We start from the raw sequence: 17,990 nt of genomic DNA on the forward strand, positions 1-17,990 counted from the left end.
ACATATGGCCCACTTCCCCAAACCCGCTGCAGGCAGCTGGACCGAGAACTGGCCCGAACTGGGCACAGCGCCGGTCGACTACACCGACTCCATCGATCCGGAGCAGTGGAAGCTGGAGCAGCAGGCCATCTTCCGCAAGACGTGGCTGCATGTGGGCCGCGTCGAGCGGCTGCCGAAGAGGGGCAGCTACTTCACCAGGGAGATGCCGTCGGTGGGCGCCGGTACGTCGATCATCGTGGTGAAGGACGAGAAAGGCGGAGTCGAGACCGTCCGGGCGTTCTACAACCTGTGCCGGCACCGCGGAAACAAGCTGGTGTGGAACGACTATCCGGGCGAGGAGGTGTCAGGCTCCTGCCGCCAGTTCACCTGCAAGTACCACGCCTGGCGGTACGCGCTCAACGGCGACCTGACGTTCATCCAGCAGGAGCAGGAGTTCTTCGACGTCGACAAGGCCGACTACCCGCTCAAGCCGGTGCGCTGCGAGGTGTGGGAGGGGTTCATCTTCGTCAACTTCGACGACGACGCCGCGCCGCTGAACGAATACCTCGGCGATTTCGCAAAAGGCCTGGAGGGCTATCCATTCCATGAGATGACCGAGGTCTACAGCTACCGCTCCGAGATCAAAGCGAACTGGAAGCTGTTCATCGACGCCTTCGTCGAGTTCTACCACGCACCGATTCTGCACATGAAGCAGGCGACGAAGGAAGAAGCCGACAAGCTCGCCAAGGTCGGCTTCGAGGCGCTGCACTACGACATCAAGGGCGACCATTCGATGATCTCGTCCTGGGGCGGCATGAGCCCGCCCAAGGACCTCAACATGGTCAAGCCGATCGAACGGATTTTGCACAGCGGCCTGTTCGGTCCATGGGACCGTCCCGACATCAAAGGCATTCTGCCGGAAGAGCTTCCACCGGCCGTCAACCCTGCCCGGCAGCAGACCTGGGGCCAGGACTCCTTCGAGTTCTTCCCCAACTTCACCCTGCTGCTGTGGGTTCCGGGTTGGTATCTCACCTACAACTACTGGCCGACGGGCGTCGACAGCCACATCTTCGAGGCGAACCTCTACTTCGTCCCGCCGAAGAACACGCGGCAGCGGCTGTCCCAGGAGTTGGCGGCGGTGACGTTCAAGGAGTACGCACTCCAGGACGCCAACACCCTGGAGGCCACCCAGACCCAGATCGGCACGCGGGCGGTCACCGAATTCCCGTTGTGCGATCAGGAGATTCTGCTGCGCCACCTGCACCACACCGCGCACAAGTACGTCGACAAGTACCAGTCCGAACAGTCCGTGAAGACCAACGGGAGAGTTGCACATGTCTGAGACCCTCTTGCTTCCAGCAGAGTTCGCCGATCTCGAGCGGTTCTCCGACTGGATTCTGGCAACAGAGCCGGAGCGCTACGCCAAACGTCTGGCCTCCACCATGGACGAGATGCAGGACCTTTACGACGTCGGGATGGCCCGGCTCGAAGAGGTCATGGTCTACCTGGACGCCCGATTCCCGTTGCATGACATGCCAGATGACGCCAAACGGTTGATGCATCTCATGCAGTCGGTGGTGATGGTGTCCTTTCCCGTCGAGGTGTGGAAGCAGCCGCGCGTCCTCGACAGCGGGGCGGCGTGGGTCGAACTCATCAAGGAGCCGGTGGTCTAACCCGTGCTCACCCTGAAAGCCGCTGGGCTGCTTGACGTCGATGCCGGGGAGATCGTTCGCCCCGGCATCGTCCGGGTCGACGGCGACCGGATTGTGGGAGTGGGCGGTCCGGTCGAAGGAGAGGTCATCGATCTGGGCGACGCGATCCTGCTGCCTGGACTGATGGACATGGAGGTCAACCTCCTGATGGGCGGGCGGGGCGAGAACCCCGGCCTGTCCCAGGTACAGGACGACCCGCCGACGCGCGTGCTGCGTGCTGTCGGCAACGCACGCCGCACCCTGCGCGCAGGGTTTACCACCGTGCGCAACCTCGGCCTGTTCGTCAAAACCGGTGGCTATCTGCTCGACGTCGCACTGGGCAAGGCGATCGACGCCGGCTGGATCGACGGACCACGCATCGTGCCGGCCGGCCACGCCATCACCCCGACCGGCGGCCACCTCGACCCCACGATGTTCGCCGCGTTCGCCCCCAACACGCTTGAGCTGACCATCGAGGAAGGCATCGCCAACGGTGTCGACGAGATTCGCAAGGCGGTCCGCTATCAAATCAAGCATGGTGCACAGCTGATCAAGGTCTGCTGTTCGGGCGGCGTCATGTCGATGACCGGCCCGCCTGGTGCACAACACTATTCAGATGAGGAACTGCGGGCGATCGTCGACGAGGCGCATCGGCGCGGCCTGCGCGTCGCGGCACATACGCACGGCGCCGAGGCGGTCATGCACGCAGTCGACGCCGGCATCGACTGCATCGAGCACGGCTTCCTGATCGACGACGAGGCCATCGCATCGATGGTCGAGCACGGCACCTTCCTGGTCAGCACCCGACGTCTGGCCGACGCCATGGACGTCTCGCACGCCCCACCCGAACTGCAGGCCAAAGCAGCCGAAATGTTCCCCATTGCCCGCAAGTCGATCCTGGCCGCCTACGAAGCCGGGGTGAAGGTTGCCGTCGGCACCGACGCGCCGGCCATCCCGCACGGCAAGAACGCCGACGAACTCGTCACTCTCGTCGAGTTGGGACTGCCACCGCTGGCGGTGCTACGGGGCGCCACCACCACCGCGGCCGACCTGCTCAATGTCACCGACCGCGGCCGGATCGCCGAGGGCCTGCTGGCCGACATCATCGCCGTGCCGTCGGATCCGTTGTCCGACATCAGTGTTACGCAACACGTCAGCTTCGTGATGAAAGGGGGAAAGGTCTATGTCAACAACTGACGAAATCGTCGCGATCCAACAGCTCCTCGCCAAGTACGCCGTCACCATCACACAAGGCGACATCGACGGCCTCGTGTCGGTATTCACTCCCGACGGCACCTACAGCGCGTTCGGCGACACCTACCCACTGGACCGGTTCCCCGAATTGGTCGATGCAGCACCCAAAGGCCTGTTCATGACCGGGACCGCGCTCGTCGACCTCGATGGCGACGCCGCGACGGGAACCCAGCCCCTGTGCTTCGTCGAGCACTCCACCCACGACATGCGGATCGGCTACTACCGCGACACCTACGTTCGCACCGACAACGGCTGGCGATTACGCACCAGGGCAATGACTTTCATCCGCCGCAGTGGTGAACACGACTCCGGGCGGCCGCACGCGGTAGGTCGCCCCCGCCCGTGACCGAGGTAGCCGAGTTCCGCGCCAAGCTGTCCACCTGGCTCGACGAAACCGACCTCACCCCAGGGCCCGACCACTCGCTGGAAGGGCACATCCGCCAGTTCGCGCGCGTGCAGAAGGCGCTGTACGACGCCGGCTGGAGCCGCTACGGCTGGCCCGAGCACGCCGGCGGGCTCGGTGGTCCGGCGATGCTGCGGGCCGTCGTCGGCGAGGAAGTCGTCGGCCGCCGGCTCGCCGAGCCCGGGCCGTACTCGATGCTCGAAGTCCTGGCTCCGACGATGATCGACTACGCGTCGCCGGAGTTGGCCGCGGAGATGGTGCCCAAGCTGCTCAGCGGTGAAGAGCAATGGTGCCAAGGGTTTTCCGAACCGGGCTCGGGCAGTGACCTAGCGTCGTTGACAACCCGGGCCGTGCGGCGCGGTAGCAAATGGATCGTCAATGGCCAGAAGGTGTGGACGAGCTTCGCGCAGTACTCGCACCGATGCATCCTGCTGACCCGGACCGGCGACGCCGAGACCCCCAACCACCAAGCCATTACGGCGTTCTTCGTCGACATGGACTCGCCTGGCATCACGGTGCGGCCGCTGCGCACCATGCACGACGTGGACGAGTTCTGCGAGGTCTACTTCGACGACGTCGAGGTCGACGCGAGCCGCATGCTCGGCATGCCCGGCGACGGCTGGCAACTCGCGATGGACCTCCTCCCCTACGAGCGTTCGACCTGCTTCTGGCAGCGCATCGCCTACCTGTATTCGCGGTTCGACGCCTTGATTCAGGAGGTCAAGAATCAGGGCCAGCCCGTAGATTCCGATCTGGGCGAAGTCTTTCTGGCCCTGCATACGCTGCGCTGCCGGTCCAGAGCCACCCAGCACCGGCTGGCCAAGGGACAGAAGCTGGGCCCGGACACGTCGATCGACAAGGTGCTACTGGCCGCCGCCGAGCAGCGGCTGTACGACGCCGCACGCGATCTGTTGCCCGGGGTCGTCGAACTCGACGAAACCCCCTGGCGCACCGAGTATCTGTACTCACGAGCAGCCACCATCTACGGGGGAACCGCCGAAGTGCAGCGCAACATCATCGCCCGTCGGCTGCTCGATCTGGGGAAGGAGTGACCATGTCCGCACATCTTGACGCCGAGTCCCTCGCGCTGCTGGAAGACACCCTACGCAAGACGATGCTGACGTCGTCCGGCCCCGAGTTGGATGCGACGCTCATCGAGCTCGGTTGGGCCGAGATGCTCACCGACATGGCCGACGTGGCGGTACCGATGGTGTTCCGCCTGCTCGGCGAAACCGGTTCGCACGCTTCGATTCTCATGGACGTCGTGCTACATGCCACCGGCAACACCATCGGCGACACCGTGGCACTGCCGCTGCCGTATGCAGGCAATACCTGGGTCGTGTGGGACCGCAGCGCCGCGAGCCTCGACCCGACACTCGGCGGGTTGCCGCTGCGACGCGAGGACGAGGGCTATCCCATCCGCGTCGCCGAAGCCCGGATCGCCGTGGGCTGGTGGCTGGTCGGCTCAGCCCGGGGCATGCTGTCGCTGGCCCGTCAGCATGCGCTGGATCGGGTGCAGTTCAGCCGACCGATCGCTGGGTTTCAGGCGATCCGCCACCGGCTCGCCGAGACGCTCGTCGCCATCGAAGGCGCCGAAGCAACTCTGGCGCTGCCGATCTCGGGCAGCCCCGACCTGGTCGCGCTGCTCGCCAAGGCTGCGGCCGGCAAGGCGGCCCTGACGGCGGCGAGGAACTGCCAACAGGTGCTCGCCGGTATCGGGTTCACCGCAGAGCACGATCTGCACCACCACGTGAAGCGCGTGCTGGTACTCGACGGATTACTGGGCAGCTCAAGGGAACTCACCAAGAAGGCCGGAGGCGGACTACGGGCTCGGGGCTCGGCCCCGCGGCTGGCTCAGCTCTAGTCTCCAAAGAGCTTTGGTCACTTTGTTTGCGCCGGTCACAGTAGGTAACTAACGCCACTTGCGCTACCGGGCCCGGAAATTGTGATGTATCAGGACTTCGGTGATAGTTCTGCATCAGGACATCGGTGACAGTTCCGGAGGTCTTGGTCGTGACACTTCCGCCCACAGGCTCGGGTGGTGGCTGTTCATGAACCGATCGATCCTCGTGTCCGTCTGGCGATCGCGCAGTGGCCTGATGACGCGCGCGCCCCGCGGGGCGGTCTCGACGTTCTGCGCCGACTATGGAATCTCGCGAAAGTCGTTCTACGCCTTGCGTAACCGCGCCAAGACCGATGGAGCACGCTGCAGCGCTCGAACCCCGGACACGACGGCCGAAGTCGAGCCCGTCGACGCTCGATGATGAGGTCAACGAACAGGCCACCAAGGTGCGTGCCGCGCTCGAGCAGTCCGGGCTGGACCACGGGCCGATCAGAACTGTCACCGATGTCCTGATACATCACCACCGCACACCGGAAATCCGCCCTTGTTGTTCGAATGTTTGTTCGATAAAATGGGGTATGGGAATCACGCAGCGTCTCACCACCAGCCTCGACGCCATCCGAGGCGTGCACGTCCCCGACGACCTGGCTGGAGATGACGCGTTGGAGTCGATGCGCATGCTTGCCGTGCTGCAGAACGTGGTTGATCATCTAGCGGCAACAGTGGCGGGCGCCCTGGATCGGCGTGGGGTGGCCGCCTCGCAGGGGCGGACGCCGCGGGAGCTGCTGATCGCGCTGGGGTGCGCACCCGCGGTCGCCGAGCGGCTGGTACGGGTCGCTGCTGCGTTGCCGGCACTGCCCACCCTGGCCGCACATGCCGGCGACGGCGCGATCTCGGGGGAACATGTCGACGCGATCGTCAAGGGCGTCAACCACATCGCGGCACGCTCCCCCGACCCGCCGGACGAGGAGGCCCGGTTCGGTCAGGTCACGGATCTTCTCGGACAGTTCTTCTCCGGGGCCACCCCGGCGGAGATCGGTGCTCGGGCCCGCCGGCTCGGCAACCGGCACGCCGCCGCGACTGGGGGTCTGCCCGCGGCCGAGGACCGGTCCATCAACACAGTCGACCACCGAGTGACCAGCGACGGCCGGCTACAGGTGCGCGCGGATCTGGACGCCGAAGTGGGCGCCAAGCTCGCGGCCGCGATGGATGAGCTGTCCGCACCCCGCCCTGAACCCGACGGCAGCCCCGACACCCGCTCCGCGGGGAGGCGACGCGCGGACGCTCTGGAGGCGGTGTTGGATATCGCGGCCCGCGGCGGCGATATCGCGTCCGCGCCGCGCACCCAGCTGTTGGTGACGGTGCCCGCCGACACCCCGGACCTGGCGGAGTTGGCGTTCATGGGATCAATCAGCACCCTGACCCTGGACCGGCTGACCTGCGACACCGCCGTGACGACCGTGATCGTGGACGGCGAGCAGGTACCACTCGATGTCGGTCGGGACAAACGCCTGTTCCCGGCGCATCTGCGCAAAGCGCTGTATCTGCGGGATCAATGCTGCATCAAATGCGGTGCGCCGCCCGGGCGCACCCATGCCCACCACATCGTGCACTGGACCCACGACGGTGAAACCAGCCTGAACAACGGGTGCCTGCTGTGCCCGGCCTGCCACGCCAACATCCACCACGACGGCTGGGACGTCGTCATGGGACTGGACAAACACCCCTGGCTCATCCCACCAGCCACCGTCGACCCACACCGCAGGCCCATCCCGACCTACAACCGACGCACCCTGCGACTCGACGTGGCTGCGTAACCCGCAACCTCGAACCTTTTGCGCACCTTGACAACTCAACAGTGACCCTGGCTGTAGCTGCCGCTCGACATCCGGTAGCGATGTGTGTCAGTATCAGTCGAATTCGGCCGCTTCGCCAATCCTGCTGAAGCCGCACGCGGCAACGGGCGCAGCGGGTCGTCGCAAAGACCTCCGCGCCAACGTGTTTGGCATCCCCTACCTTGGCAACCCGAGCACTCGCTGCGCGATGATGTTGCGCTGGATTTCCGAGGTACCACCGGCGATGGTGCCGGCGAAGCTGCGGACGTAGCGGTCGAACCAGCTGCCGGCATGCGGGTCGAGGTTCAGCGGCACATGCGGGGACGTCATGGCCGGGTGGGTGAGGGCGTCCGAACCCGCGACATCCATGGCCAGTTCAGAGGCAGTCTGCACCGCCTCGGAGCCAAGGAGTTTCAGCACCGACATCCGCGCCACATCGTCTTCGCCGCGCGCGGAACGAGCCAGCGCGGCCGACCCGAGGCAACGCAGCGCTACGTTGTCCATCACCAAGGTGGCGAACCGAGACCGGTCCCGCTCAGTCGCCGGCTTGATGTCCGCCACGAAGTCCTGCAGCCGGTCGGCGAACCCCATCCACAACATCGTGCGCTCGTGGCCCAGTGACCCATTGGCGACCCGCCAGCCCTCGTTCAGGGGCCCGACGAGATTTTCGACGGGCACCCGGGCGTCGGTGAAGAACACTTCGTTGAAGTCGAGATCGTCAACGTCACACGCGGAGGCGAACGGCCGCCGCACGACGCCCGGGGTGTCGGTCGGCACCATCAGCACGCTGATGCCCTTGTGCTTGGGTGCGTCGGGATCGGTTCGGACGAACGTCAGGATGACGTCCGCGTCGTGCGCACCGGAGGTCCACACCTTTTGCCCATTGAGCACGAAGTGATCGCCGTCGCGGACTGCACGCGTGGACAGGGACGCAAGGTCTGATCCCGCACCCGGCTCGCTCATGCCCAGCGCGGCGGTCATCGCGGCGCGCAGAATCGGTATGGCCCAATGCCGTTTCTGCTCCGGAGTGCCGAACGTCAGCAGCGACGCCGCGATGATGCCGACACCCTGCGGGTTGAAGCTGTGGTGAATCCGGCGCTTGGACATCTCCTCTTGGTGCACGTACTGCTGCAACAAGGTGGCGTTGCGTCCGCCGAACTCCGGAGGATTGCCGGGCAGCAGCCAGCCATTGTCGAACAGCAGACATTGCCAGCGGCGCGCCCAGTCCGGGATGTGCGCGGTCGACCGAGGCCGTTCGACGGACTCGGCCTCCGATGGCAGATGCGCTTCGAGAAAGTCGATGAACTCGGATCGGAAGGCCTCAACATCCGCATCGAACGTCAACTGCATCTCAGCAAACCCCTTCCAGCAGGCAGCACATGAGAATACCATTCTCCGCATGAGACAGTTACAATCTCTGACACGGAGTATGAGAAGGCCCGTGACGAACAGTTACCAGGCCCTTCTCAGGTACAGTTCATGCATGTTCTCCGCTGATGACATGGGTGTACGGTGACCAGCCCGACGGAAGATCCCGCCTGGAAGCAGCGCGCTGTCGAACGCTCCATCAAGACGGCGAAACTCCGGGCGGCGCAACGCGTCCAACGATTCCTGGACGCAGCTCAATCGATCATCATCGAAAAGGGCAGCACGGACTTCACCGTCCAGGAGGTCGTCGACCGCTCACGCCAATCCCTGCGGAGCTTCTACCTGCAGTTCGACGGCAAGCATGAACTCCTCCTGGCACTGTTCGAAGATGCGCTGAGCCGTTCGGCCGACCAGATTCGGGCCGCCACCGAGACCGAGACCGACCCCCTGCAGCGGCTGAAGATCGCGGTCGAGTTGCTCTACGAACTGTGCCGCCCCGATCCCCTGGCCAAGCGTCCGTTGTTCACCGACTTCGCACCCCGGCTGCTGGTCACCCATCCGGCCGAGGTGAAGATCGCCCACGCACCCCTGCTCGCATTGCTCACCGAATTGATGGAAAGTGCCAGCGCTGCAGGCGAACTGCGCTCGACGGTCAACCCCCGGCGGATGGCGGCAATGACCATGCAGACGGTGATGTTCATCGCGCAATCCAGCGGCGGCACCGACGACGCAACCACGCATCCCATCACCACCGACGAAGTCTGGGACTTCCTGGCGAACGGTTTCGCCGCACAAAAGTGAGAATCCCGCAAAAGTGAGAATAGGGTTCTCACTTTCAAGAATTTGACTTACACTGCGTAGGTGCCCGACCTGTGGACCGATCTTCTCGATTGCCTGTATCTGGCTCCGCAGTCGTCTGACGACGCCGACATCTTCGTCGGGCGTAACCAGACACTGGAGTATCACCGGGTTTTCGGCGGCCAACTACTCGGACAGTTCGTCCGCGCGGCCTGCCTGTCCACGCCCGGTAAGGCGATCAAATCCATCCACACGGTCTTTCCCCGCGAAGGCCGAGCCGACGAGCCGATCACCTACCAGGTGACGCGCCACCACGAGGGCCGCTCGTTCGCAACGCTGTCAATCGTCGCCTCGCAGAGCAAGGGCGCGGTCGCGACGGCCTCGATCTCGATGCACGCCCCCGAGGACGGACACGATCAGCAGTTCGTCGGTGACGTCCCAACCGTTCTCGGTCCCGAGCACGAGGCGAAGATCGATCTGATCCCGTGGGAGACCCGCTCCGCAGACAGCCTCGACACGACCGCGGTGGGGCCGGCCGAGTACTCGCTCTGGATGCGCACCCCCGCTGTCGACGCCGAGTTCGCCCCGGCGCTGGCCGCGTACGCCACGGACCTGACGCTGATCGGCACCGCCATCCGCCCGCTCGACGGCCTGAGCCAACGTGGCAACGGCACCGCCTTCACGTCCGCGGTGACGTCACACACGCTGTGGTTCCATCGCGCGTTCCGCACCGATGACTGGCTGCTGCTGCGTCAGCACAGCCCACTGGCCGCACGCGGCCGCTGCTTCGGCCGCGGCGACATCCTGACTGCCGAAGGCGTACTGGTCGCCTCCTACGCGCAAGAAGCTCTTCTCCGGCTGTAGCGCCGGCCCCAAGACGGTAAATATCCACTGCTAGTACGGAATTGAGGCACCACATGACCGGAAGAGTTGAAGGCAAGGTCGCGTTCATCACCGGAGCGGCCCGCGGCCAGGGTCGAGCCCACGCGGTCCGGCTCGCCGAGGAAGGCGCAGACATCATCGCGGTCGACGTTTGCAAGTCGATCGTCGAGAACACCCCGATCCCGCCGTCCACCCGGGAGGACCTGGCGGAGACCGCAGCGCTGGTCAAGGACAAGGGCCGCCGCATCTTCACCGCTGAGGTCGACGTGCGGGACTTCGACGCCCTCAAGTCTGCGGTCGACGCCGGTGTCGAAGAACTGGGCCGACTGGACATCATCATCGCGAACGCCGGCATCGGTAATGGCGGCGACACCCTCGACAAGACCAGCGAGACCGACTGGACCGACATGATCGACGTCAACCTCAGCGGCGTCTGGAAGACGGTAAAAGCCGCAGTGCCGCATGTACTTTCCGGTGGCCGTGGCGGATCGATCATCCTGACCAGTTCTGTCGGCGGGCTCAAGGCCTACCCCCACACCGGACACTACATCGCCGCCAAGCACGGCGTCGTCGGGCTGATGCGCACGTTCGCCGTCGAACTCGGCCAGCACAATATCCGGGTCAACTCGGTGCACCCGACCAACGTGAACACCCCGCTGTTCATGAACGAGGGCACCATGAAGCTGTTCCGCCCGGATCTGGAGAACCCGGGCCCCGACGACATGAAGATCGTCGCGCAGCTGATGCACACGTTGCCGATCGGCTGGGTCGAACCCGAGGACATTGCCAACGCGGTGCTGTTCCTGGCTTCCGACGAGTCCCGCTTCATCACCGGCGTCACCTTGCCGGTCGACGGCGGTAGCTGCCTGAAGTAGCGAGCGTCTCCCAGGGGTCCGGACAATGACGTCCGACGCCGTACTGGTCACGGGCGCCTTCGGCCTGGTGGGCAGGCAGACGGTGCTGCGCGTCGCGGCGTCGGGCCGGCCGGTGGTGGCGACGAGCCGCGACTCGAAGGCGAATCGCAAAGCCGCACGGCGCTTTCCGCCCAACGTCACGGTGCACTGGGCCGACCTCACCGATGGCGACGCAACACGCCGGATGATCGCGGCAGTGACGCCTGCCGCGATCGTCCATCTGGCAGCGGTCATCCCGCCGGACATCTACCGGAACCCCGGCTTCGCCCGCCGTGTCAACGTCGAGGCCACCGAGAGCGTGGTCCGCGCGGCAGAGGCATTGCCGGAGCCGCCACGATTCGTGCATGCGTCGAGCATGAGTGTGTACGGCCCTCGCAATCCCCATCGATGCCAGGAGTTGGTGCGCGCCGATACTCCCCTGCGCCCATACGACGCCTACGGACGGCAGAAGGCCGAATCCGAACGGATCGTGCGCTCGTCACGGCTGGACTGGACGGTGCTGAGGCTGGGCGGCGTATTGAGCCATGAACCCGGCGCGATGGGGATGGGGACCGACAATGCCTACTTTTCCAGTCTGCTGCCCGCCGACAGCCGACTGCACACCGTCGATGCGCGCGATGCGGCGTGGGCCCTCGCCGCGGCCACTACGGCAGACATCGTGGGTGAAATCCTTTTGGTCGCAGGCGATGAGTCCCACAAGATCGCCAACTGGGAGGTCACTGCGGCGATGATGCGTGCCGCAGGGCTGGGCGATGCGCCGCCGCCCAGCCGGCCCGGCAATCCCGACAGCGACGACGACTGGTACCCGGCTGCCGACTGGATGGACACCAGCAGGGCACAGGAAGCACTTGGATTCCAACATGTTTCATGGGACCAGATGATCGCCGACTACCGGCGGGAGGTCGGCTGGCGTCGATATCCCCTGCGTTTGGCCGCACCGCTGGCGCGCGCGGCCATGAAGCGCAATGACGCGTTTCGCGGCCGGCCTGGCCCGTATACCGACCCGTGGGGCGCCATCCGGGCACGGTGGGGCGAACCGTTGGTCGACGGTTAGCGGCTCGGGAACCAACGGCCGGCAGCGTCGCGTACTCGGGGCGAGATCCGCACCGAGAAGACAGCATTGAACACGTCTTCCCGCAATCGCGTCAGTGTGGACGTCTTGATCCGCCACTGCCCGTCGACCTTCTCGTACGTTTCGTGGTAGTGACCGTAGCCCTGCAGGTTCACCCCGGGAGCGAGCCGCACCACGTCGTTCAGCGCCCACACGCCACTGGCGGTCAACGGTGACGTCAGCTCGATTTCCGGCGCGTGGACCTGATGCACGGTCGGCTGCGACGGCTTACCCAGTGTCCGCCGGAGGAAGACCACGAATTCATCCGCACCGCAGATGATCTTGCCGCCCGCCTGGCTGGTGTCACTCACGAAGTCGTCCGTGAACAGCTGCCGCCACGCCACCCAGTCCTTGGTGTCGAGCAGCCGGCAGTACCGGGCCTTCAGCTGCTTGATGGCCTCGATGTCGGCCCAGGCCGCCGGGTCGGTCGTGCGATCACCAGACATAGATGACAACGATCGCACCGAACAGTGCCACGAGCCAGCCATCGGTTGCCAGTTTCAGCCACACAGGTGCGGTCCGCACCTCCATGAACTCCTGGATGATCAGGCGGGTCTTGATGATCGCCAACACGAGCACCCCGATGGTTATCGGCGTGCTCGCGGCGACCGGCTCCGTGTGACGGGCCGGAGCCAGGAACCAGGACACCACCGTGATCATCGACAGTCCGGCCCAGACCGCGGTGGTGCGTGCGGCAGCAGTCATCTCACCTCATCACATAGAGCAGCGCGAAGATGACGACCCAGAGCAGGTCGACCATGTGCCAGTAGGTCGCACCGGTCTCGACCGGCTCGACGCGTTGGCGATTACCCAGTTCGGCGTAGGCAACGGCGAGGAACACCAGGCCGATGGCAACGTGAAACAGGTGTACGCCGGTGAGCATGTAGTAGTACATGAAGAAGCTGTTGCTCGGAAAAGTATGTCCCTGAGCGATTTTCGCCGACCACTCGTAGGCCTTGACGAGCATGAACACCACCCCGCACAGCCCACCGCCGATGGTCAGTTTCCGGGCCCGCTCGAAGTCGCCGCCGCGGGCCACCTGCACAGCGCGCGCCACGAACCACGAACTGGCCAGCAGCACCAGCGTGTTGACCACACCGATGTTCAGGCTGAGGTGCCGCTGCGACTCGATGAACAGGTCGCGCTCGTGGTGGCGGGAAATCATGAAGATGACGAAGTAGCTGCCGAAGATGACGAAGTCGCCCAGGACGAAGACCCAGAGGTCCTTATTGGCGGGCAGGTGCTTTGTCGCTGAAGTCGCAGAGGTGTGCGCCATGGTTCAGTCCTGGACCTGTTCGCTCGGCGACTGATTCTTGATGGCCACGTAGAGCAGCCGGATCATGCAGAACTCCCACACCACGAAAACCACTGTGCCGAGGTAGAAGCTGATGGACCCGTTCCAGGCCAACGGTCCAGACCGGAAGACAAACACGGGGCTGGCGAGCAGTTCGGTCACGATCATCCAGATCGACATGTAGGCAAGCCATTTCGGCAGCACGTTGTTGTGGTCGAGGAAGATCGCCAACGCCAGCACCATGTTCTGGGTGCAGAAGCATCCCAGCGATCCGACGAATGACAACAGGCACCAGTCGTAGAGCATCACCATGATCTGCGGATCACGGTCGGGCCGCAGCGCCGCCGCCACGAACGCGAACGCCGGAATCAGGCAGCCCGGCAGCCCGCCGACCACCAGCGAGCCGATGTACGCGTAGGCGAAGACGGGACTCACCGACATCCGTTTGATCTGTTGTGCGATCAGCCCATTCGCGACGCTGGCGAAACCGATGAAGAACATCAGCAGCGCGAAGCCGACCCGGATGGTCAGCGAGTGGTCGACGAAGAACTGCACGATCTGGGCTGACGTGATGTCGGGCCGCGGCGGTGGCATCACGCGCGTCAGCACCACGAAGATGAGGCCGAAGATGTTGTAGAAGACCGGGATGGTCCACCACGCGATCCACTGGTCGATCTTCGGCTTCCGGGTCCACGCCGGGGCGGTCCACGCTGGGGCCAGCGTCATGGCTCCCCCGCCTGAGCGCTGATCGCCGACCGCACCACCACGAACATCACGACGAGATACAGGCAGAATGCGCCCAGTCGCAGCCAGAACGACACGGCGCCGTTCCAGGCGAACGGTCCGGCTGTGACGATCACCGCACCCACCGCGGGGGCCATGGCGGCGGCGATGAGCACGTTGAATCCCGCCACCCAGCGCGGGAAGATCGGTACCGGTCGCTGGTCGAGGTAAACCGCCAGCGCCAGGGCGAGATTCATCACCACGACAGCCCCCACCGGCGCGGTGAACACCAGCCAGGCCATGTCGTTGAGCAGCAGGATCAGCTGTGGGTCCCGGCCGGGACGGTAGGCAGCGATCAGCCAGAAGATATCGGCGATGGCGAACAGCGTTGCACCCGTCGAGGCCGCCCCGATGTAGCTGTACGCCAAGACGTGGCTGGGCAACGACATTCGCTTCATCTGTACGGCGATGGTCATGAAGAACGGGATCAGCATGATCGCGCACAGGTTGAAGGTGACCATCGAGAACCGGATCGCTGCCGTGTGCTGGGCGTAGAAGTCCGCAACCTGTACTGCCGTCAGGCTCGGCGGCATCGGCGGCAGAAAGCCCGGGAAGGCAACGAACGCCACCGCCATGATGGCGCCGAAAACCGGCACCAGCCAAAGGCTTATCCATTGGGGCCGTAAGTCCACCGGGGACTCCCTCCATCCACCGATCGGTTGCCGATCGGCTACTTCGGACGGTAGCCGATCGGCAACCTGGTGGTCAATCCTCAGTTACGCTGTGACACGTGGGGAGATTCAGCGAGATCACGCGCAGCGCGGCGCAGACCCGCGTGCTCGACGCTGCGCTGACCCTGATCGCCGAGCACGGGGTCAGCGGCACCTCGCTGCAGATGATCGCCGACACCATGGGCGTGACGAAAGCCGCGGTCTACAAACAATTCAAGACCAAGGAAGAAATCGTCGTGGCCATCACCGAGCGCGAACTCGGCAAGCTGGAGGACGCACTTGACGCCGCCGAGGCGACCGGCCACGCCACCCAGGCCCGGGACGTGTTGCTCGACAGGGTGATCGACCTGGCCATCGACCGCCGCGGCGCGGTGAACGTACTGCAATTCGACCCCGTCATCATCCGCCTGCAGGCCGAACACGAACCGTTTCAGCGGTTCGTCGAGCGGTTGTACGGCGCGCTGCTCGGCACCGACGACGGCGTCGCCGCCAGGCTGCACGCGGCGATGTTGTCGAGCGCGATCAGCGTGGCGGTGATGCACCCTTTGGTGGCCGACATCGACGACGACACCCTGCGGGCACAACTCCTCGAGATGACGCGGCGGATGCTGGGCCTCTAGGTATCGCCGGCGAACAGTCGCTCGGCGGCCGAATATGGATCGTCACCACCGCTCGCCACCGTTTCAGCGAGCCGGTCGAGATCGGGGTGGCCCCGCAGGCGGGTGAGCGCCAACGACAGAATCTGCGCCCGGGCGCGCGCGGTCCGGCGGGCCGGACTGTCGGCCCGGTGATGCGCATCGATCGCGTCGACCAGTTCGGACAGCCCCCGCCCCTGCGCGGCAACGAGTTTGAGGATCGGGACCGCGGTTTCCGCACGTAGATCGCGGACCGTCTGGTCGGCGCCGTCCCGGTCGGCCTTGTTCACGACGACAATATCCGCGACCTCGAGCAGACCGGCCTTGGCGGCCTGCACCGCATCGCCGGCGCCGGGGTTGAGGATCACGATCGTCGGGTCCGCGATGGCGGCGACTTCAACCTCCGACTGTCCCACGCCAACGGTTTCGAGCACGATCAGGTCATAGGCCAGCGCGGCGAGCACCCTGATGGCGGCCGGCACCGCGGCAGCCAGACCGCCGAGGTGGCCGCGGGTGGCGACCGATCGAATCAACACATCCGGATCATTGATGTGGGCGGCCATCCGGATCCGGTCACCCAGCAGCGCGCCGCCGCTGTACGGCGACGACGGGTCGACAGCCAGCACCGCCACCCGCATCCCCTGCTCTCGGTACGCCCCGACGAGTGCCCCGACGGTCGTCGACTTCCCCGCACCGGGCGGCCCGGTGACACCCAGCACCCGCAGCGGAGTCGCGGCGCCGAGGGCATCGAGAACCTCAGTCCGGCGCGCACTCTCGACCATGCTCAGCAGCCGGCCGGCCGCGCGGAGGGAACCGCCGCGAGCCGCCGCGATGAGCTCATCGATCGTCATCGTCCGAACTCTATCCGACCGACCCCCTTGATTGAGAATGTTATTCTCCACTAAAGAGAGTATTCCTTGCACGAAGGGTAGGCGGTATGGAGATCAGCGGAAGTTCGGCCATCGTCGTCGGGGGCACCGGCGGGCTCGGCGAAGCGACGGTGCGGCGCCTCGTCACGGCAGGCGCAAAGGTTGTCGTCGCCGACGTCGCCGACGACAAGGGCAAGGCGCTCCAGGACGAGCTGGGCATCCGCTACGTCCACACCGACGCCACCTCCGAGGAATCGGTACAGGCCGCCATCGCGGAGGCTGAATCGCTTGGTCCACTGCGCATTTCGGTGGACACGCACGGCGGTCCTGCGGCGGGCGGACGGCTGATCGGCAAAGATGGTTCGCCGCTCGGACTGGACGGCTTCGAGACGACCATCAAGTTTTACCTGACCGCGGTGTTCAACGTGATGCGCCTGGCAGCCGCCGCCATCGCCAAGACCGACCCGCTCGAGGAAGGCGCCCGTGGCGTCATCATCAACACCGCGTCCATCGCCGGCATGGAAGGCCAGATCGGCCAGCTGCCGTACTCCGCCGCCAAGGGTGGCGTACTCGGCATGACGTTGGTGGCCGCGCGTGACCTGTCACCTCTCGGCATCCGGGTCGTCAGCATCGCGCCGGGCACCATCAACACCCCCGCCTACGGTCAGTCGGCCGACCAGCTCGAGAAATACTGGGCCCCGCAGATCCCGTTCCCCAAGCGGATGGGCCGCTCGACCGAGTACGCACAGCTGGCCCAGAGCATCATCGAAAACGACTACCTCAACGGCGAAGTCATCCGCCTCGACGGCGCGCTGCGCTTCCCGCCGCGGTAATCGACTGCTCAATGGAATGTGGGGTTCACGCCGGTCGCGTGAACCCCACATTGATACCGCGACTACCCCTTGGCGATCAGTCCGTCGACGATCTTGTTGAAGTCGGCGGTGCCGAAGGACACGTACTCGGCGAGGTTCGCATAGTCGAGTGACGCCATCACCGAACGCTCCAACTGGATGTTCATCAGGCGTTTGGTGGCCTCGACAGCCTGATTGGGAAGCTCGGCGAGCTGTTTGGCGCAGGCGATGGCCTCGGCCACCGGGTCGGCGACGACGTGATTGGCCAGGCCGAGCTCGAGGGCGCGGGCCGCCTTGATCCGCACACCGGTCAGCGCAAACTCCTTGGCCTGCAACAGACTTATCTGTGATCCCCAGACGAGCGGACCGCCATCGGCGGCGACAAGGCCGATCTGCACGTGCGGGTCGGCGAAGAACGCATTCTCGGCCATGTAGACGATGTCCGACAGCGCGGCCAGGCTGCACCCGAGGCCGACGGCCGGCCCGTTGACCGCGGCGATGACCGGGATACGGCATCGGACCATGCCGATCACGAGGTCACGGCCGTGCTTGATGGTCTTCTGCCGCAACGCCTCATCGTTGCGCAGCTCGTTGAGATAGTTGAAGTCGCCACCCGCCGAGAAGGCTCGGCCCGCACCGGTGATCACCGCGACGCGGGCATCGGCGTCCTCGTTGAGTGCCTCCCAGATACTTGCCAGCCCAACGTGCAGCGGGTCGTTGACCGCATTGAGCTCGTCCGGGCGGTTCAGCGTGATGATCCGCAGCGGACCGTCGGCGCGGACGTCGATTTCCGTTGGCATGCCGTACAA

21 protein-coding genes and 1 pseudogene are annotated in these 17,990 nt (G+C 65.2%); 14 read left to right on the plus strand and 8 right to left on the minus strand.

Annotated elements, in window-relative coordinates:
- Positions 1-4 precede the first annotated feature (4 nt).
- The 8 genes and pseudogenes from G6N59_RS06765 (at position 5) to G6N59_RS06800 (ending at position 6,987) form a co-directional block, all read left to right on the plus strand.
- The gene (locus tag G6N59_RS06765; protein WP_138231380.1) at positions 5-1,321 is read left to right on the plus strand and encodes an aromatic ring-hydroxylating oxygenase subunit alpha; all 1,317 of its coding nucleotides are present in this window, start codon (positions 5-7) and stop codon (positions 1,319-1,321) included.
- The gene (locus G6N59_RS06770) at positions 1,314-1,652 is read left to right on the plus strand and encodes a hypothetical protein (protein WP_138231381.1); all 339 of its coding nucleotides are present in this window, start codon (positions 1,314-1,316) and stop codon (positions 1,650-1,652) included. The genes G6N59_RS06765 and G6N59_RS06770 overlap by 8 nt, the downstream gene beginning before the upstream one ends.
- A gap of 3 nt (positions 1,653-1,655) precedes the next feature.
- Complete coding sequence (locus G6N59_RS06775) at positions 1,656-2,867, plus strand: metal-dependent hydrolase family protein (RefSeq protein WP_138231382.1); 1,212 nt, start codon at positions 1,656-1,658, stop codon at positions 2,865-2,867.
- A complete protein-coding gene (locus G6N59_RS06780) occupies positions 2,854-3,270 on the plus strand; it encodes a nuclear transport factor 2 family protein (protein ID WP_138231383.1) in 417 nt (138 codons plus the stop codon). Before G6N59_RS06775 ends, G6N59_RS06780 begins: the two co-directional genes overlap by 14 nt.
- A complete protein-coding gene (locus G6N59_RS06785; protein WP_138231384.1) occupies positions 3,267-4,379 on the plus strand; it encodes an acyl-CoA dehydrogenase family protein in 1,113 nt (370 codons plus the stop codon). Before G6N59_RS06780 ends, G6N59_RS06785 begins: the two co-directional genes overlap by 4 nt.
- 2 nt (positions 4,380-4,381) lie before the next feature.
- Positions 4,382-5,191 carry an acyl-CoA dehydrogenase family protein gene (locus G6N59_RS06790; protein ID WP_138231385.1) on the plus strand — a complete coding sequence of 270 codons (810 nt, stop codon included), beginning with the start codon at positions 4,382-4,384 and terminating at the stop codon, positions 5,189-5,191.
- Positions 5,192-5,365: 174 nt separating this feature from the next.
- Positions 5,366-5,661, plus strand: a pseudogene (locus tag G6N59_RS06795) (helix-turn-helix domain-containing protein); the annotation flags it as partial.
- A gap of 87 nt (positions 5,662-5,748) precedes the next feature.
- The gene (locus G6N59_RS06800; RefSeq protein WP_163911932.1) at positions 5,749-6,987 is read left to right on the plus strand and encodes an HNH endonuclease; all 1,239 of its coding nucleotides are present in this window, start codon (positions 5,749-5,751) and stop codon (positions 6,985-6,987) included.
- A gap of 195 nt (positions 6,988-7,182) precedes the next feature.
- Here G6N59_RS06800 and G6N59_RS06805 read toward each other — a convergent pair whose 3' ends face one another.
- Positions 7,183-8,355 carry an acyl-CoA dehydrogenase family protein gene (locus tag G6N59_RS06805; protein ID WP_138231423.1) on the minus strand — a complete coding sequence of 391 codons (1,173 nt, stop codon included), beginning with the start codon at positions 8,353-8,355 and terminating at the stop codon, positions 7,183-7,185.
- 162 nt (positions 8,356-8,517) lie between these two features.
- Between G6N59_RS06805 and G6N59_RS06810 the strand changes: the two genes are divergently transcribed.
- The 4 genes from G6N59_RS06810 to G6N59_RS06825 are packed head-to-tail and all read left to right on the plus strand — an operon-like array spanning position 8,518 to position 12,021.
- Positions 8,518-9,174, plus strand: a complete 657-nt coding sequence (locus G6N59_RS06810; protein ID WP_138231424.1) for a TetR/AcrR family transcriptional regulator — start codon at positions 8,518-8,520, stop codon at positions 9,172-9,174.
- Between the two features lie 60 nt (positions 9,175-9,234).
- Positions 9,235-10,035, plus strand: coding sequence for an acyl-CoA thioesterase (locus G6N59_RS06815; protein ID WP_138231425.1), 801 nt, complete (start codon positions 9,235-9,237; stop codon positions 10,033-10,035).
- 53 nt (positions 10,036-10,088) lie between these two features.
- Entirely contained in the window at positions 10,089-10,928 is an 840-nt protein-coding gene (locus G6N59_RS06820; protein ID WP_138231426.1) for a mycofactocin-coupled SDR family oxidoreductase, read from the plus strand.
- Between the two features lie 25 nt (positions 10,929-10,953).
- Entirely contained in the window at positions 10,954-12,021 is a 1,068-nt protein-coding gene (locus G6N59_RS06825) for an NAD-dependent epimerase/dehydratase family protein (protein WP_138231427.1), read from the plus strand.
- Here G6N59_RS06825 and G6N59_RS06830 read toward each other — a convergent pair.
- From G6N59_RS06830 to G6N59_RS06850, 5 genes are read right to left on the minus strand one after another with little or no spacing between them, the layout of a single operon-like run.
- Positions 12,018-12,524 carry a nuclear transport factor 2 family protein gene (locus G6N59_RS06830; RefSeq protein ID WP_138231428.1) on the minus strand — a complete coding sequence of 169 codons (507 nt, stop codon included), beginning with the start codon at positions 12,522-12,524 and terminating at the stop codon, positions 12,018-12,020. The genes G6N59_RS06825 and G6N59_RS06830 overlap by 4 nt on opposite strands.
- Complete coding sequence (locus G6N59_RS06835) at positions 12,514-12,783, minus strand: cytochrome C oxidase subunit IV family protein (RefSeq protein WP_138231429.1); 270 nt, start codon at positions 12,781-12,783, stop codon at positions 12,514-12,516. The genes G6N59_RS06830 and G6N59_RS06835 overlap by 11 nt, the downstream gene beginning before the upstream one ends.
- A gap of 1 nt (position 12,784) precedes the next feature.
- Positions 12,785-13,354 carry a cytochrome c oxidase subunit 3 gene (locus G6N59_RS06840; protein ID WP_138231430.1) on the minus strand — a complete coding sequence of 190 codons (570 nt, stop codon included), beginning with the start codon at positions 13,352-13,354 and terminating at the stop codon, positions 12,785-12,787.
- Positions 13,355-13,357: 3 nt separating this feature from the next.
- Complete coding sequence (locus G6N59_RS06845) at positions 13,358-14,098, minus strand: hypothetical protein (RefSeq protein ID WP_138231431.1); 741 nt, start codon at positions 14,096-14,098, stop codon at positions 13,358-13,360.
- On the minus strand, positions 14,095-14,730 hold the full coding sequence (locus G6N59_RS06850; RefSeq protein ID WP_138231636.1) for a hypothetical protein: 636 nt from the start codon (positions 14,728-14,730) through the stop codon (positions 14,095-14,097). Before G6N59_RS06850 ends, G6N59_RS06845 begins: the two co-directional genes overlap by 4 nt.
- Before the next feature lie 155 nt (positions 14,731-14,885).
- Between G6N59_RS06850 and G6N59_RS06855 the strand changes: the two genes are divergently transcribed.
- Positions 14,886-15,446: a TetR/AcrR family transcriptional regulator gene (locus tag G6N59_RS06855; protein ID WP_138231432.1), complete on the plus strand. Its 561-nt coding sequence runs from the start codon at positions 14,886-14,888 to the stop codon at positions 15,444-15,446.
- Here G6N59_RS06855 and meaB read toward each other — a convergent pair.
- Entirely contained in the window at positions 15,443-16,312 is an 870-nt protein-coding gene (meaB, locus tag G6N59_RS06860; RefSeq protein WP_138231433.1) for a methylmalonyl Co-A mutase-associated GTPase MeaB, read from the minus strand. The two genes, G6N59_RS06855 and meaB, sit on opposite strands and share 4 nt — an antisense overlap.
- A gap of 86 nt (positions 16,313-16,398) precedes the next feature.
- Between meaB and G6N59_RS06865 the strand changes: the two genes are divergently transcribed.
- Positions 16,399-17,163: an SDR family NAD(P)-dependent oxidoreductase gene (locus tag G6N59_RS06865; protein WP_133762074.1), complete on the plus strand. Its 765-nt coding sequence runs from the start codon at positions 16,399-16,401 to the stop codon at positions 17,161-17,163.
- A gap of 62 nt (positions 17,164-17,225) precedes the next feature.
- On the opposite strand, the gene G6N59_RS06870 is transcribed toward G6N59_RS06865, so the two are convergent.
- The gene (locus G6N59_RS06870) at positions 17,226-17,990 is read right to left on the minus strand and encodes an enoyl-CoA hydratase/isomerase family protein (RefSeq protein WP_138231434.1); all 765 of its coding nucleotides are present in this window, start codon (positions 17,988-17,990) and stop codon (positions 17,226-17,228) included.

This window comes from Mycolicibacterium aubagnense, from assembly GCF_010730955.1.
GTDB classification, from domain to species: Bacteria; Actinomycetota; Actinomycetes; order Mycobacteriales; family Mycobacteriaceae; genus Mycobacterium; species Mycobacterium aubagnense.

What these genes read in the sequence shown, in the direction of transcription:
- G6N59_RS06765 (WP_138231380.1), top strand. Translation starts at nt 5, where the DNA reads ATGGCCCACTTCCCCAAACCCGCTGCAGGCAGCTGGACCGAGAACTGG.
- G6N59_RS06770 (WP_138231381.1), top strand. Translation starts at nt 1,314, where the DNA reads ATGTCTGAGACCCTCTTGCTTCCAGCAGAGTTCGCCGATCTCGAGCGG.
- G6N59_RS06780 (WP_138231383.1), top strand. Translation starts at nt 2,854, where the DNA reads ATGTCAACAACTGACGAAATCGTCGCGATCCAACAGCTCCTCGCCAAG.
- G6N59_RS06790 (WP_138231385.1), top strand. Translation starts at nt 4,382, where the DNA reads ATGTCCGCACATCTTGACGCCGAGTCCCTCGCGCTGCTGGAAGACACC.
- G6N59_RS06800 (WP_163911932.1), top strand. Translation starts at nt 5,749, where the DNA reads ATGGGAATCACGCAGCGTCTCACCACCAGCCTCGACGCCATCCGAGGC.
- G6N59_RS06805 (WP_138231423.1), bottom strand. Translation starts at nt 8,355, where the DNA reads ATGCAGTTGACGTTCGATGCGGATGTTGAGGCCTTCCGATCCGAGTTC.
- G6N59_RS06820 (WP_138231426.1), top strand. Translation starts at nt 10,089, where the DNA reads ATGACCGGAAGAGTTGAAGGCAAGGTCGCGTTCATCACCGGAGCGGCC.
- G6N59_RS06825 (WP_138231427.1), top strand. Translation starts at nt 10,954, where the DNA reads ATGACGTCCGACGCCGTACTGGTCACGGGCGCCTTCGGCCTGGTGGGC.
- G6N59_RS06830 (WP_138231428.1), bottom strand. Translation starts at nt 12,524, where the DNA reads ATGTCTGGTGATCGCACGACCGACCCGGCGGCCTGGGCCGACATCGAG.
- G6N59_RS06835 (WP_138231429.1), bottom strand. Translation starts at nt 12,783, where the DNA reads ATGACTGCTGCCGCACGCACCACCGCGGTCTGGGCCGGACTGTCGATG.
- G6N59_RS06840 (WP_138231430.1), bottom strand. Translation starts at nt 13,354, where the DNA reads ATGGCGCACACCTCTGCGACTTCAGCGACAAAGCACCTGCCCGCCAAT.
- G6N59_RS06845 (WP_138231431.1), bottom strand. Translation starts at nt 14,098, where the DNA reads ATGACGCTGGCCCCAGCGTGGACCGCCCCGGCGTGGACCCGGAAGCCG.
- G6N59_RS06850 (WP_138231636.1), bottom strand. Translation starts at nt 14,730, where the DNA reads ATGGCGGTGGCGTTCGTTGCCTTCCCGGGCTTTCTGCCGCCGATGCCG.
- meaB (WP_138231433.1), bottom strand. Translation starts at nt 16,312, where the DNA reads ATGACGATCGATGAGCTCATCGCGGCGGCTCGCGGCGGTTCCCTCCGC.
- G6N59_RS06865 (WP_133762074.1), top strand. Translation starts at nt 16,399, where the DNA reads ATGGAGATCAGCGGAAGTTCGGCCATCGTCGTCGGGGGCACCGGCGGG.